The sequence below is a fragment of the Ruegeria sp. YTSC199 genome, assembly GCF_059609725.1.
On record NZ_JBXWMF010000029.1, the window covers coordinates 48,684 to 63,682 of the forward strand.

12 protein-coding genes and 1 tRNA gene are annotated in these 14,999 nt (G+C 55.9%); 7 read left to right on the forward strand and 6 right to left on the reverse strand.

What is annotated here, in order from left to right:
- Positions 1 to 2: 2 nt before the first annotated feature.
- Genes nqrE through AC2FEE_RS21210 form a run of 5 tightly spaced genes read right to left on the reverse strand, consistent with a single transcriptional unit; the run spans position 3 to position 4,641 of the window.
- On the reverse strand, positions 3 to 611 hold the full coding sequence (gene nqrE / locus AC2FEE_RS21190) for an NADH:ubiquinone reductase (Na(+)-transporting) subunit E (RefSeq protein WP_039526851.1): 609 nt from the start codon (positions 609 to 611) through the stop codon (positions 3 to 5).
- A complete protein-coding gene (locus tag AC2FEE_RS21195) occupies positions 611 to 1,264 on the reverse strand; it encodes an NADH:ubiquinone reductase (Na(+)-transporting) subunit D (protein WP_170401640.1) in 654 nt (217 codons plus the stop codon). Before AC2FEE_RS21195 ends, nqrE begins: the two co-directional genes overlap by 1 nt.
- Positions 1,264 to 2,091 (reverse strand): Na(+)-translocating NADH-quinone reductase subunit C, encoded by an 828-nt coding sequence (locus AC2FEE_RS21200; RefSeq protein ID WP_496867330.1) that lies wholly within the window; start codon positions 2,089 to 2,091, stop codon positions 1,264 to 1,266. Before AC2FEE_RS21200 ends, AC2FEE_RS21195 begins: the two co-directional genes overlap by 1 nt.
- Positions 2,084 to 3,292 carry an NADH:ubiquinone reductase (Na(+)-transporting) subunit B gene (locus AC2FEE_RS21205; protein ID WP_496867331.1) on the reverse strand — a complete coding sequence of 403 codons (1,209 nt, stop codon included), beginning with the start codon at positions 3,290 to 3,292 and terminating at the stop codon, positions 2,084 to 2,086. Before AC2FEE_RS21205 ends, AC2FEE_RS21200 begins: the two co-directional genes overlap by 8 nt.
- A 5-nt stretch (positions 3,293 to 3,297) precedes the next feature.
- Positions 3,298 to 4,641 carry a Na(+)-translocating NADH-quinone reductase subunit A gene (locus AC2FEE_RS21210; protein ID WP_496867333.1) on the reverse strand — a complete coding sequence of 448 codons (1,344 nt, stop codon included), beginning with the start codon at positions 4,639 to 4,641 and terminating at the stop codon, positions 3,298 to 3,300.
- 288 nt (positions 4,642 to 4,929) lie between these two features.
- On the opposite strand from AC2FEE_RS21210, the gene AC2FEE_RS21215 reads away from it, so the two are divergent.
- From AC2FEE_RS21215 to AC2FEE_RS21235, 5 genes are all read left to right on the forward strand, one after another.
- On the forward strand, positions 4,930 to 6,045 hold the full coding sequence (locus AC2FEE_RS21215) for a THUMP domain-containing class I SAM-dependent RNA methyltransferase (RefSeq protein ID WP_496867335.1): 1,116 nt from the start codon (positions 4,930 to 4,932) through the stop codon (positions 6,043 to 6,045).
- 99 nt (positions 6,046 to 6,144) lie between these two features.
- Positions 6,145 to 6,221, forward strand: a tRNA-Pro gene (locus tag AC2FEE_RS21220).
- A gap of 1,045 nt (positions 6,222 to 7,266) precedes the next feature.
- Entirely contained in the window at positions 7,267 to 8,286 is a 1,020-nt protein-coding gene (locus tag AC2FEE_RS21225) for a putative 2-aminoethylphosphonate ABC transporter substrate-binding protein (RefSeq protein WP_496867337.1), read from the forward strand.
- Positions 8,287 to 8,418: 132 nt separating this feature from the next.
- Entirely contained in the window at positions 8,419 to 9,534 is a 1,116-nt protein-coding gene (locus tag AC2FEE_RS21230) for a putative 2-aminoethylphosphonate ABC transporter ATP-binding protein (protein ID WP_496867339.1), read from the forward strand.
- Positions 9,531 to 11,552, forward strand: coding sequence for a putative 2-aminoethylphosphonate ABC transporter permease subunit (locus AC2FEE_RS21235; protein WP_496867341.1), 2,022 nt, complete (start codon positions 9,531 to 9,533; stop codon positions 11,550 to 11,552). Before AC2FEE_RS21230 ends, AC2FEE_RS21235 begins: the two co-directional genes overlap by 4 nt.
- 29 nt (positions 11,553 to 11,581) lie before the next feature.
- On the opposite strand, the gene AC2FEE_RS21240 is transcribed toward AC2FEE_RS21235, so the two are convergent.
- Positions 11,582 to 12,466 (reverse strand): LysR substrate-binding domain-containing protein, encoded by an 885-nt coding sequence (locus tag AC2FEE_RS21240; protein WP_496867343.1) that lies wholly within the window; start codon positions 12,464 to 12,466, stop codon positions 11,582 to 11,584.
- A 119-nt stretch (positions 12,467 to 12,585) separates the two neighbouring features.
- Between AC2FEE_RS21240 and AC2FEE_RS21245 the strand changes: the two genes are divergently transcribed.
- Both AC2FEE_RS21245 and phnA read left to right on the forward strand, forming a co-directional pair.
- Positions 12,586 to 13,773 (forward strand): 2-aminoethylphosphonate--pyruvate transaminase, encoded by a 1,188-nt coding sequence (locus tag AC2FEE_RS21245; RefSeq protein WP_496867345.1) that lies wholly within the window; start codon positions 12,586 to 12,588, stop codon positions 13,771 to 13,773.
- 20 nt (positions 13,774 to 13,793) lie between these two features.
- Positions 13,794 to 14,999: phosphonoacetate hydrolase (phnA, locus tag AC2FEE_RS21250; RefSeq protein WP_496867347.1), on the forward strand; the 1,206-nt coding region annotated here is incomplete at its 3' end.

Below are 14,999 nucleotides of genomic sequence, written 5' to 3' on the forward strand. Positions count from 1 at the left end.
CCTTACAGTTTCACGCCCGAGAAGGACATGAAGGCCATCGCCATCAGCCCTGCGGTGATGAAAGTGATACCCAGACCCTGCAGGCCGTCGGGAATGTCCGAGTATTTCAGCTTTTCCCGAACACCCGCCATCGCGGTAATCGCCAGCGCCCAGCCAAAGCCGGAAGACAATCCATAGGTTGTGGCTTCGGCAAAGTTGTAGTCGCGTTCGACCATGAACAGCGAACCACCCAGAATGGCGCAGTTCACCGTGATCAGCGGCAGGAAGATCCCCAGCGCGTTGTAGAGCGGCGGGAAGTACTTATCCAAAACCATCTCGAGAATCTGAACCATCGCCGCAATCACGCCGATATACGAGATCAAGCCAAGGAAGGTTAGGTCCACGTCCGGGAAACCCGCCCATGCCAGCGCGCCCGGCTTCAGCAAATAATTCAGCAGCAGGTTGTTGGCAGGCACGGTGATGGCTTGAACCACCATGACCGAGATGCCCAGACCTAGCGCGGTCGAAATCTTCTTGGACACGGCGATGAAGGTACACATCCCCAGGAAGAAGCTGAGCGCAAGGTTTTCGACAAAGATGGCCTTAACGGCCAGTGAGATCAGACCTTCCATCAGTGGGCCTCTACCTGCTGAATTTTGTATTCACGTTCTTCGACCTGGTTCGGCTTCCATGTGCGGAAGGCCCAGATGATCAGACCGATGATGAAGAACGCCGAGGGCGGCAACAGCAACATGCCATTCGGCACGTACCAGCCACCGTTGTTGATGGTTTCCAGAATGGTGACACCAAACAGCGACCCGGCGCCGAACAGCTCACGAATGAAACCGACCAGCATCAGGATCAGCCCATAACCCATACCGTTACCCACACCGTCGATGAAGGACGCAACTGGTGGGTTCTTCATCGCAAACGCCTCGGCGCGGCCCATCACGATACAATTGGTTATGATCAGGCCGACGAAAACCGACAGGGTTTTCGAAATCTCGAAGGCATAGGCCTTGAGAACCTGATCAACCAGGATCACCAGCGAGGCGATGATCACCATTTGCACGATAATCCGGATCGAGCCGGGGATCTGGTTGCGCAGTATCGAGATGAACATCGACGAGAACGCGGTCACAAAGGTTACCGCCAGGGCCATCACAAAAGCCACCTGCAGCGAAGACGTCACCGCCAGCGCGGAACAGATGCCCAGAACCTGCAGCGTGATCGGGTTGTTGTCGACAAGCGGGTCGACCAGCATCTCTTTCTTGGTCTGGGACATCAAAGCTCTCCTGCTTGCAGTTTGGCCAGAAACGGAGCGTAGCCCGCATCGCCCATCCAGAATCTCACCAGGTTATCGACACCAACCGAGGTCAGTGTGGCCCCCGCCAGTGCATCGACATAGAAGTCAGGTCCGGCCGCTGGTTGCGACTTGGCGACGGTGATCTGCAGATCACCTGCGTCATCACGCAGCCTCTTACCGTTCCACAGGGCTTTCCAGCGCGGGTTGTCCACCTCGGCACCTAGGCCCGGGGTCTCACCATGCTGATAGAATTGCAGGCCGTAGATATCATTGCCGTTATTTTCCAGCGCGATGAAGCCATAAAGCGTCGACCACAGGCCATAGCCGTGCAGTGGCAGGATCACCTTGTCCAGCGCGCCTGCATCGTCACGCAACAGATAGATTACGCGGTACTTTGCCTTGCGGCCGATCCCTGCCGGGTCGTCATCCAGCGCGACGCTCAGCTCGGGGTCGCTTGCAGCAGCCTGATCATCGAAAGTTGCCGGATCGAATTGATCATCCACGAAATCGCCCGTGGCCAGCTCAAGCACGTGCGGTTCGAAAGCGGCGAAGGCTTCGGACACGTCGATGCCGGGCTCGTAAACGCCCGCTACTTGCAAAACGTTTACCTGCTTGTCTTTCAGCGCGTTGGCTTCCTGAACAGGGCGCAAGCTTACAGCTGCGGCGGATACAACCATCGAAGCGACAAGGCAGACGGCCACGGCGATAAATATCGTTTTGCCGACCGAGTCCGGTGAGGCCGCCAGAAACTTGGCAATCGCGCCCTTCGGTGCGCCGTTGTTATCTGGGGATTGCGTATCAGACATGGCGACGCGCCCTCCGTTTTATGTTGGCCTGAACGACGAAATAGTCGATCAGCGGTGCAAAGACGTTGCCGAACAGGATGGCCAGCATCATGCCTTCGGGAAAGGCCGGGTTGAGCACGCGGATCAGCACAACCATGACACCGATCAGCGCGCCATAGATGTAACGACCCAGGTTGGTGTGGCTTGCCGATACCGGTTCAGTGACCATGAAAGCCAGACCGAACGCATACCCGCCCAGTACGACATGCCAGTACCAGGGCATCGCAAACATCGGGTTGGTATTTGACCCGATCAGGTTCAGTAGCCACGTAAACACGATCGTACCGGCCAGACAGCCGACAATCAGGCGATAGTTTGCGATCTTGGTCATCAGCAGGAAGGCCAAACCAATGATACAGGCCAGCGTTGAAGTCTCACCAAAACTGCCCTGAATGGTACCGTAGAATGCGCTCCACCAGGTGATGCCCTCGGCGGCCAGCGCCTGCATCCCGTCGGCCGCGGAAACGGCCAGAGCCGTTGCACCCGAGAACCCGTCAACCGGCGTCCAGACCGCGTCACCCGACATCTGCGCCGGATATGCGAAATACAGAAATGCACGGCCAACCAGCGCGGGGTTGAGGAAGTTCTTGCCTGTTCCGCCAAACACCTCTTTGCCGATCACAACGCCAAAGATGATGCCCAAGGCGACCTGCCACAAAGGTGTGGTTGCAGGCATGATCAGTGTGTAAAGCATTGAGGTAACAAGGAAACCTTCGTTCACCTCGTGACCGCGCACGGTGGCGAAGATGACCTCGAAAATACCACCTGCGACCAGCGTCACGATATAAATCGGCAGGAAGTAGAGCAGCCCGTGCATGACGTTGGCAAAGATGCTGGACGGATCCAGCGAGATACCGAACATCTGCAGCAGAGCGATCCGCCAGCCTGTGGCCGCATCCGGCCCCAGCGTGGCAATGGCCGAGTTCGCCTGATATCCGGTATTCCACATACCCCACAGGATACAGGGGATCGTCGCGATCACGACATAGGTCATGATACGCTTCATATCCACATAAGACCGCGCATGTGGGGCGACGGAGGTTACGGTTTTCGGAGTGTAGATAAAGCTTTCGACCATCTCGTAGATGGGGAAAAACTTCTCGTACTTGCCGCCCTTGGTAAAGTTCGGCTCGATCCGGTCAAAGAAGCTGCGCAAACCCATTCGGATTAGCCCTCCTTTTCAATCTTGTTCAGGCAGTCGCGCAGCGCCAGCCCGTATTCATATTTCGCCGGACAGGCAAAGCCCACAAGGCCCAGATCCTCTTCGTCCAGCTCCAAAGCACCCAGTGCCTGAGCGGTATCGGTGTCCATTACCAGCAGTGCCCGCAGCAGCTGTGTCGGCAGGTAATCCTGCGGCATCAGCTCTTCGAACGTCCCTGTTGGCACCATCGCGCGACGGCCACCGTTCAGGTTGCTGGTCAGTTTGTAGAGTTTGCGCGCAAAGGCCGAGCCCAGCACCGGCTGGACCGCGAACTTCGAGGGCATCGGAAGAATCCAACCCATCGTGATCTGATCGTGATCCTCGCGAATGATGCTGATCTGACGGGCAAAACGGCCCAGATAGGCGGTCGTGCCCTCGGCGTGCACGCCAGAAAGGATCGAGCCCGAGATGATCCGGGCGGTGCCGTCTACATCAATCTCGTCGCGGGTCAGATCATCGGTCGAGGCGCCCATCACGGTTCGGATCAGGCGCGGTTGCCGCGCGCAGGGGCCGCTGAGGGCGATCACGACGTTAGGATCCAGATGCCCGGTTTGGAACAACCGGCCAATGGCAATCACATCCTGATAACCAACGGTCCAGACCTGCTTGTCGCCGGCCAGCGGCTCGAGGAAGTGAATATGCGTGCCCGCCAGACCCGCTGGGTGCGGACCGGAAAAGCCCGCGGCTTCGACACCCGCCACATCTGCACCCGGAATGGAATCGCCGTCCTTGTGGCACAGATAGGTTTTACCCTCGGTCAGCTTTGAGATCACACCCAAGCCCGCGGCAAATGCCTCACTCGCATCGGCAATGATCATGGCCGCGTCGGCTGCCAACGGTTCGCTATCCATCGCGGTGACGAAAACTGCCGCCGGTTTGGTGCTCGGCGCCGGCATTTTCGAATATGGCCGCGTGCGGAAAGCCGTCCACAGACCCGCCGCGCACAGTTTCTCGGTCACACCTTCGGCGCTGTTACTGTTGCCGACGCCCGAGAAATCAACACCCGCGTCGTTTGGGTCCGAAACCTCGATCACGACGCTCTGCAATACACGCCGGGCACCACGGTTGATGGCGACGACCTTACCGCTGAGCGGCGCAACCATCATCGCGTCGGGAACATCCTTGTGACAAAACAGCGGTGTGCCGCGCTGGACCGTGTCACCTTCCTGAACAAGCATTCGCGGTTTCAGGCCAAGGTAGTCGTCCCCCAACACTCCAACAGATTTGAATTCTGGTCCCGGATGGATGGTTTGTTCCGGTGCGCCCTGCACCGGTAACTCCAACCCTTTTTTCAGTTTGAAAGTTTGCATGTCGCTACTGTCTTCCAAGCCTCTTTACCTGTGCCAGCCATGCCGACACCTTTTCAGGGTCAGACAATAACGCGGGATTTTCAAACAGTCGTCGCAAAAGCGTCGAAATGCGTCCGAATTCCGCGGGCGTAGTTCTGATTGGGGGTCCTTTACGCGGGGATGATGCTAAAAGCAAACCTGTTACCGCCAAAACTGAACTTTGACGGTCACTTTCCACAGAAGATATACGTTTTGTCGCAGCACAAATTGCGTGTCGCGCCCGGAATGCTTCCAGTGTAAGCAAATCCAATGGAACAGACGAGTGATCTTGAAATTTTTCTGGCGGCCACCCCGGGGCTTGAGGCGCCATTGCACGCCGAAGCTGTTGAGAAGGGATTCGCTGGCGCCAAAATTGTACCAGGCGGGGTAAGCTGCCGCGGCAACTGGCCCGAAATCTGGCGTGCAAACCTGTGTCTGCGCGGTGCCAACAAGGTTCTGGTCCGTTTGGGCAGTTTCCCGGCGGTTCATCTGGCGCAACTCGACAAACGGGCGCGCAAGTTTCCCTGGTCTGATGTCCTGTGCCCCGACATTCCGGTCAAGGTCGAGGCCACCAGCCGCAAGTCGCGTATTTACCATGCAGGCGCCGCCCGCCAAAGGATCGAGCGGGCGATCACGGACACAGTAGGCACACCGGTTTCCTCAGACGCGGGCCTGCGGGTTTTGCTGAGGATCGAAAAGGATATATGCACCTTGTCTGTCGACACTTCGGGCGAGCCATTACACAAGCGCGGCCATAAAACGGCAGTTGCCAAGGCGCCGATGCGCGAAACGATGGCCGCCATGTTCCTACGCGAGTGCGGCTTTGACGGTTCCGAGCCCGTTCTGGACCCGATGTGCGGTTCGGGGACATTTGTTATAGAAGCGGCCGAGATTGCCCTGGGGCTGAATCCAGGACGGTCCCGCCGTTTTGCTTTCGAAGACCTGCGAGGGTTCGACTCCGAAGCATGGGCCGCGATGCAACAGAGCGGCCCACGATCAGAAACGGAAACAGTGCACTATGGGTCGGATCGAAACGCAGGGGCTGTCGAGGCGGCCAGTACCAACGCGGAGCGCTCTGGAGTTGCCGCGCACACACGGTTTCGGTGCAGTTCGGTCAGTGACATCAAACCCCCGGTTGGCTCTTCGGGTCTTGTCATCGTCAACCCGCCCTATGGCGCCAGAATCGGCGATGAAAAGCGTCTGCGCTCTTTATATGGCAGCTTGGGAAAAGTTCTGATGTCCCGGTTCAGCGGCTGGCGTGTTGGAATCGTGACCAGTAACCAGTCGCTTGCCCGTGCAACCCGCCTTCCGATATTGGCCCCGGGACCCATAGTGGATCATGGCGGAACGAAAATCCGGCTTTACCGAACCGATCCCCTGCCCTGACGAAAATTCGGCATCATCAGACTGACTGGAATTCCCACGAAGGACTTCAAAAACCCTCTTGCACATCCAAATTGCCGGGTATAGATCACCCGCCACGGTCGGAGTGTAGCTCAGCCTGGTAGAGCACTGTCTTCGGGAGGCAGGGGTCGGAGGTTCGAATCCTCTCACTCCGACCAATAAAAGCGAGTGTCAAAAGCAGAGAAATTTTGCCTTTTGATCACTTAACTTACCTTTCCGCCAACTAAAGTTGCCTCTGACAGCCTGACTTGTTGCTAGTTCGGGTTTTAACGTTAAGCGAACGGCCCTTTGCTGCCACTCATCTCGTGATTCAAGTGCCGCAGGACGGCCCGTCAAACCGGTCTTTCGCCGCGAACGCGAAAGCTTAGACGCATCGAATTCACAATTTGCAGACGAAGCCGCCTCGAGCCGGAGTTGGCAATGCTTCCCCGGGTTTGTCGCAGATGGGGAAGTGCCGCATCGATCATCAGTAAAGGCGCGGTGAGGTTGGCCTTCAGGTTGCGCTGCCAATCCTCAACGCTCCTGTCGTCGGCAAAGCGCCGTCAGCATTGCCAACCCCTTTAATGTCACCGTTCCCTGCGAATCCAGCCGGGCGTCGCTGTTTTGCGGGCAATTTGCTTTCAACCTTCAGGTGGTTCGAAATGGCGCCCCGCAACGGCACGATACCCCGAAACTGGCGTGTGCTACGCGACAGGTCGGGTACCTTCTATGTATGTTCAGCCATGCTCGCGGCAGGTTGGTTTGGGCATGTTACGCACGAAAAAACGCCGCTTGGTCGAATTGGCGCGGGGCTGTCGCAGGTTTTTTTGAAAGGGACGAGTTTGCGAAGCAAAGCCAATTGCAGCGCGAACTGCAAACACACCAACGCTGCTTCACTTGACCCGTAAAATGCCAGACCACCGTATATGAAATGCCGGTTCAGCCTTTGTGCAGGGGATTGTGTGTGCCGGAGGCGATTAGACTGGGTGATGCCCAATACAAGCAAGGCCCTGATTCCAAACGTCTAGAACCCTGCTGCAAACCCAAAACTGATCGCAGCACCCTGCGGTGAACAGAAGCTTATTCCATAAGCCTGACTTATGACGTTGAAGGTATAATCGATTTTTCTTGAAGATTTTATCTGTCAAACTGTCGGCACTAATCTGAACGAGAACGCCGCATGAGAATGGCGAACCCTTTAAAAATCTCCAACAGAGGACAACAATGAAACACACAACATCACTTCTTACCGCTCTGGCCATCGGCACACTGACCGCGACGGTAGCGGCATCAGAAACGGAATTGACAGTTTACACTGCCGTCGAGGCAGAAGATCTGGCCCGGTATGCTGAGACATTCAACGAAAGCAATCCTGATATCAAAATCAACTGGGTTCGCGATTCGACCGGCATCATCACCGCAAAACTGCTGGCTGAGCGGGATAACCCGCAAGCTGACGTTGTCTGGGGGCTAGCGGCCACGTCACTGCTGCTGCTGAAATCTGAAGGCATGCTGGAGCCCTACGCTCCGGTCGGGGTCGATAGCCTGGATCCAAAATTCGTTGACAATGACAACCCGCCGGCTTGGGTAGGCATGGACGCCTGGGTTGCATCCGTCTGCTACAACACGGTCGAGGCTGAAAAAGCCGGGCTGACACCTCCGACATCTTGGAAGGACCTCACCGATCCAATGTACAAGGATCAGGTGATCATGCCGAACCCGAATTCATCAGGCACTGGTTTCCTTGATGTTTCAAGCTGGCTGCAGATGTTTGGTGAAGACGGCGGCTGGGAATACATGGATGCGCTGCACGATAACATCGCGCGATATACCCATTCGGGTTCGAAGCCCTGCAAACTGGCGGCTGCGGGCGAAATCCCGATCGGTATCTCGTTTGCCTTCCGCGGTGCTAAATCAAAGGCAGACGGCGCCCCGCTTGAAATCATCGTCCCGTCCGAAGGCGTCGGCTGGGACATGGAGGCAACCGCAATTGTTGCCGGTACGGGAAACCTGGAAGCTGCTCAGAAACTGGTAGATTTCTCGGTCACCAAAGAAGCCAACGAGATGTACAACAGCGGTTATGCGGTTGTGGCCTATCCCGGCGTCGCAAAACCGGTCGATCACTTCCCAGACGGCCTTCTGGATGCCATGATTGACAATGATTTTGAGTTTGCCGCCAACAATCGCGCGGCAATCCTGAAGGAATGGCAGTCTCGCTATGACGGAAAGTCGGAAGCGAAGTAATCCTATTGGCAGGAGGGGTGTTTGCACCTCTCCTGCGCACCACACTCTTGTTCCCCCAAATACAACCTACTCACCCGGTTCAGACCGGCCAGGTACGGCCGTGCCCGAGGTGCAGATATGAGGACCTCTCCCGTGCTTCAGAAAACGCCACCCGGTGAACTGTATCTCAGTATCCAAAATCTGTGGAAAGCCTTCGGCAGCTTTCTTGCACTCAAGGATATTTCGCTGGATATCAACGAAGGCGAGTTTGTCTGCTTTCTGGGTCCGTCAGGCTGCGGAAAAACAACTCTGCTGCGTGCCATTGCAGGTTTGGACCTGCAAACCAAAGGCACGGTCATGCAGGACGGCAAGGATGTGTCCAACCTGCCCCCGTCCGAGCGTGATTTCGGGATTGTGTTTCAGTCCTATGCGCTGTTTCCCAACCTCACGATTGAGAAGAACATCGCCTTTGGTCTGGAAAACTCGGGCCGCAGCAAGTCTGAAATTACGGTCCGTGTGAACGAGTTGCTGCACCTGGTTGGCCTTCCCGATCAGGGTAAGAAATACCCGGCGCAGCTGTCGGGCGGGCAACAGCAAAGGATTGCACTTGCGCGCGCGATCGCGTCCAAGCCCGGCTTGTTGTTGCTGGACGAACCCCTGTCGGCACTGGATGCCAAGGTACGTGTCCATTTGCGGCACGAAATCAAGGAATTGCAGCGCAAACTGGGCGTGACCACCGTGATGGTGACGCATGATCAGGAAGAGGCGCTGGCCATGGCTGATCGCATCGTGGTCATGAATCACGGAGTCATTGAGCAGGTGGGTTCACCCACAGAAATCTACCGGGAACCGGCCAACTTGTTTGTGGCCGATTTTATTGGTGAAATGAACCAGATTCAGTCTCAAGTAACAAAGGGCGGGCGGTTGAGCGTGGGCGAAAAAACTTTTGCCTGCTTGGGCCACCAATTCAACGACGGAACGCCGGTTGTCGCGGCAATCAGACCAGAAGATGTAATTCCGCATGAAGCTGGGTATCTGGATACGGGTGGCAACCGAAACTGCATCGAAGTCACACTTGATGAGATGGAGTTTCTGGGATCGTTCTGGCGCTGCCGTCTAAGCAACGAGCGGTTCGGGTCATCGGAACTGATTGCTGATTTCTCGATTAATGCTGTGCGTCGTCTTGAACTGGAAGAGGGACGCAGCATGGTTATTGAGCTTCCTGAAAACCGCCTGATGGCCTTTGATGTTCCGGAGGTCGCGGCATGAGTACGATCTCCACCAACAGCGATACCATGCCCCCTGGCCCAAGCATCAAACCCAAGCTCAGCCGCGATGACATCCTGATGCGCGGCAGCATGATGGTCATCGTTCTTTATCTGATCGTGACCCTGGCGTTGCCGCTGTACACAATGCTGTCCAAGTCGTTTTCCACCTATCGAGTGGAACTGTCGCAATACGAATTTCAGGTCAGTGATGAAGCGGGCGTTTATGACGGGACGATCCTGTCTGGAGATGCCCTTAACCGCCAGACCGAGACGTTTGCAGATACCGATCTTGTGACTGGTTCGGACGGGCGTTTGCCGGTGGCGGGTCTGTTTCCGGATTTCAGCTTCCGCAGCCCGGTCATGTACCAGATCCGGAACACAAGCGACACCGGGCGCTTTCTAGTCGGGTCGACTCTTCAGGACGGCACTGATTGGATCGAGCTTGATTCCAACACCTTCCGCAGGGTTCAATTGCGACCCGTTCAATCGCGAGGTCTGGACAACTTTGTAAACTACTTCTCGACACCTGCGCTGTTCAATTCTATCAAGAACTCGCTTTGGATATCCATTGTCAGCACCATTGTGACGGTGACGCTGGCTTTTTGGTTCGCCTATGCGCTCAATCGCAGCTGTATGCGGTTCAAGGGTGTCTTTCGCCTGATCGCGATGGCGCCGATTTTGGTCCCTTCGCTGTTACCAGGTATTGCGTTGGTATACCTGTTCGGCAATCAGGGCATGATCAAGGAATTACTGTTTGGCGCAAGTATATACGGCCCGATCGGCATCGTGATCGGATCGGTCTTTTTCACCTTCCCACACGCCTTCCTGATTATTTCAACAGCGCTGGCAATCTCGGATGCGCGGCTTTATGAGGCAGCGGCGAGTCTGCGGTCAACACCATGGCGCACGTTCTGGACGGTCACGGTTCCGGGTGCCCGTTATGGCCTGATCTCAGCCGCCTTTGTGGTGTTCAATCTGGTGATTACCGATTTTGGCCTGCCCAAAGTCATCGGCGGGCAGTTCAACGTGCTTGCGGTGGATATCTACAAACAGGTGATTGGCCAGCAAAACTTTGAGATGGGCGCTGTTGTCTCCGTGGTTCTGGTGATCCCTGCAATCCTCGCCTTTGGTATCGACCGCATGGTCCAGTCCAAACAAGTGGCGCTGCTGTCGGCGCGGTCAGTGCCGTATCAGGCAGCCCCAAACCCGAAAACTGACCGCCTATTCCTCATCTATTGTAGCCTTGTTGGGCTGTTCATCGTCGGTCTTCTGGCGGTATGCCAGTTCGCGGCACTGATTAAATTTTGGCCCTACGATTTAAGCCTTAGCCTGCGAAACTATCAGTTCGACAAGATGGATGGCGGCGGATGGGGATCATATTTCAATTCGATCCGGTTGGCCCTGCTGACCGCAGTGATCGGCACCACGGTCGTGTTTTTCGGGGCCTATCTGGTTGAAAAGTCAAAAGGCTTCCACACCGGCAGATCGATCTTTCAGATGTTCGCAATGTTGCCAATGGCAATTCCGGGCATGGTGCTGGGGCTGTCCTACATCTTCTTCTTTAACAACCCTTCGAACCCGTTGAACGGCATCTACGGCACTATGGCGATATTGGTGATCTGTACGGTGACGCACTTTTACACAGTTTCGCACCTCACAGCGGTGACCGCACTCAAACAAATGGACCGCGAATTCGAGTCCGTCTCGGCCTCGCTAAAACAGCCGACGATGAAACTGTTTGCGCGGGTTACAGTGCCTGTCTGCCTGCCGGCGGTTCTGGACATTTCAATCTATCTGTTCGTCAACGCGATGACCACCGTGTCGGCGGTTGTATTCCTCTACTCGCCCAAGACCACGCTTGCGTCGATCGCGGTGTTGAACATGGATGATGCCGGGGACATCGCACCGGCTGCGGCGATGGGAATGATGATCTTTTATACAAATGCCCTCGCCCGGATCCTTCACCTGATAGCGTCCAAGGGAATTCTGAAACGCACCCAGGCCTGGCGCAGTCGCTAACGGCCACTCTTGGTACGCTGTCCCGCCAATCAGTCGTTGGCGGGGCATTCCTCCAAGGTACGCTGCGCAAACTCTGTGAAGGCGCGGATGATCTTCACTTCGCGCCTTTGCGACAGCGATATGATACTCTCACCCATCTGCAGATTGATGCCTTTAAGTCTGATCTGTCGGAGACGGTCATCGTGACCGTACTCCGCCTGCGAGACAAATCCTATACCTGCGCCCGAGGCCACAAGTTCCCGTATCGCCTCGCGTCCTTCCGCTACAATCGCCGGTTTCAATGTGATCCCGTGTTTCTTGGCCTCGTCTTCCAGTTTCTGGCGCGTTTTCGAACCTGTTTCACGGAAAATAAGCGGCAGATTTGACAGCTCTTCTAGGGACAGACTGGGTTTTGACGCCAAAAGAACACCCTGTGCGGCAAAGGCCACGATCTCGGTGGAACCAAGACTCAAGACATCCAGATCCTTGCCTGGAGACAGGCTGCCCACTACGCCAATTTCCGCGTTATAAGCCCTGAGCTCTTCCAGAATCTCCTCGCTATTCCCCGAGCGCACGCTGATCGTGACATTCGGATTTTTTTTCTGAAAGGGACCCAGAAACGCGGTCAAGTGGTGCGCTGAGTCGGCGATGATTCGTAACTCTCCATCGATCAAAGCCTTAGTCTCCGAGAGGTAATCTTCGATCTGACTTTCGATCTCGAAGTATTGCTTGGTAAATCGAAAAAGCTGCTCGCCGTCGGGGGTTAAGGTTACACGTTTGCGCTCGCGCTGGAACAACAACAGATCGTGGTCCTGTTCCAACTTGCGTACCTGTTCCGAAATCGCCGGCTGCGTCAGAAAAAGGGCCTCTGCAGCTCGCGAGAATCCCCCATGCTTGGCTACAAAATGAAAGGCTTTGAGCTGGCTGTGTCGCATGGCGGTCCTCCAAAGCCAGCTTATAGGCTGCGCTTATAATAAGATTGATATTTGCAATTTCACATATAGAAACGTTTGCTGCAATTGTGTTCTTGAAAATACCTTTCTGGAGCCTGGTTATGACGCCTTCCAACCCCAAAATCGAACAACCGCGCCTCGGTGAACCTTACCTTCTGACACCCGGTCCTTTGACGACGTCCTATGCCGTGAAAGAAGCTATGTTAAAGGATTGGGGCAGTTGGGATGATGACTTTCGCGCCATGACGCGCGAGGTTCGGTCCAGTCTGCTGGCGTTGCTTGGCAAAGGTGCTGATGACTTCGATTGCGTCCCTATGCAGGGCAGCGGCTCATTCTCGGTCGAAGCGATGCTTGCATCATTCATTCCGCGCGACGGTAAGGCGCTGGTTCTAGCTAATGGTGCCTATGGGCAACGCTCAGCAAAGACCCTGGAGTATCTGAACCGCGCGCATGTGGTTCTGGACAAGGGCGATTACCTGCCGCCCCGCGGCGACGAAGTTGCCCGTATTCTTGCCGAGGATCCCGACATCACGCACGTGGTTGCAATTCACTGTGAAACCAGTTCGGGCATCTTGAATCCCGTCGAAGAGATTTCCGAGGCCACCTATGCCGCCGGGCGCAAGCTTCTGGTTGACTCGATGTCTGCCTTTGGTGCGATCGAGTTGAAACCGAGCGAGATCAGGTATGAGGCGATGGTGTCCTCGGCCAACAAATGTATCGAAGGCGTGCCCGGTTTCGGTTTCATAGTTGCCCGAAAATCCGAGCTTGAGGCCGCTGAGGGCAACAGCCATTCGTTAAGCCTGGACGTGCACGCGCAATGGGCGCATATGAACAAGACCGGCCAGTGGCGGTTCACCCCTCCGACCCATGTAGTCGCGGCGTTCATCGAGGCACTCAGGGCGCACGCCGCCGAAGGGGGCGTTTCTGGCCGCGGCGGGCGGTATACACGCAACCGTGATGTCATGGTCGCAGGAATGCGCGAGCTGGGTTTTGAAACCTTGCTCGACAGTCGCTGGCTCAGCCCAATCATCGTCACTTTTTTCTGCCCGGCGGACGAAAACTTCGTGTTCGACCAGTTCTATACCCTGATGAAATCCAAGGGTTTCATCATCTATCCGGGAAAACTGACGGTCGTCGATAGCTTTCGAGTCGGATGTATTGGCCAAATGGATGAAGAGGTCATGCGCAAAGTTGTGACCGCAGCAAAAGAAACACTGGAGGAGATGGGTGTCACAAGTGCTGCCCCTCCCATCCGGGCATTGGAAGAACGCGCCAAACTGGCCGCTTAACTATCAAGGAACACAATAAGATGACTATCCAAACACCCGTTGAAGCTAACGAACGCGTCTATCCGACGCCGAAAGTGCCCGCAATCGCCATCTGCCTTGATGGATGCGAGCCGGAATATCTGGAAGTCGCAATAGCCAAGGGGCTAATGCCCAATCTCAAGAGGATGAGAGAAGAAGGCACGGACCGGTTGGCTCATTCCGTGATCCCGTCCTTTACCAACCCCAATAACCTGTCAATCGCGACCGGGCGACCGCCGATCGTGCATGGTATTTGCGGCAACTACCTGATTGACCCAGACAGCGGCGAGGAGGTGATGATGAATGACGTGCGTTTTCTGCGCGCACCGACCATTTTCTCGCAATTCTACGATGCGGGGTTCCGCGTTGCCATGGTCACTGCCAAGGACAAGCTCCGCGCCTTGCTTGGTGCGGGGCTGAAATTCGACGAAGGTCGGGCCGTCGCTTTTTCTTCTGAACGCTCGGGCGGGACGACGATGGCCGAGCACGGTATTGACAATGCAAGCAAATGGCTGGGCATGGACGTCCCCGAGGTCTATTCAGCGGAGCTGTCCGAGTTTGTCTTTGCTGCGGGCGTCAAGCTGTTGAAAGAGTTCAAGCCCGACGTGATGTATTTGTCGACCACTGACTACATCCAGCACAAATTCGCGCCTGAACAGCAAGGTGCACTTGATTTCTACGCGATGTTTGATCGTTACCTGGGCGAACTGGACGCGCTGGGTGCCGCCATCGTGGTGACCGCCGATCACGGCATGAAGCCAAAACACTTGCCAGACGGATCACCCGCCGTTGTCTATGCGCAGGATCTGATGGACGATTGGCTGGGCAAGGACGCCGCACGGGTCATCCTGCCCATTACCGATCCTTACGTCGTGCATCACGGCGCCTTGGGGTCTTTCGCCACGGCCTATCTTCCCGAAGGCGCAGATCAGGATGACATCATTGCCAAACTCAGGGCAACCGAGGGTATAACCCACGTGTTGACCAAGGCCGAAGCCATCGAACAGTTCGAGCTGCCGGGCGACCGGATTGGCGATATCGTGATGGTTTCGGGCGAGAACATCTGCATTGGCACGTCCGAGCATCGTCATGATCTGGCGGCCCTGAAGGAACCACTCCGCAGCCATGGCGGTTTGACCGAACAAGAGGTTCCGTTCATCGTGAACCGCGTCATCGACCTTCCGAACCAACCAGTTTTGCGTAATTTC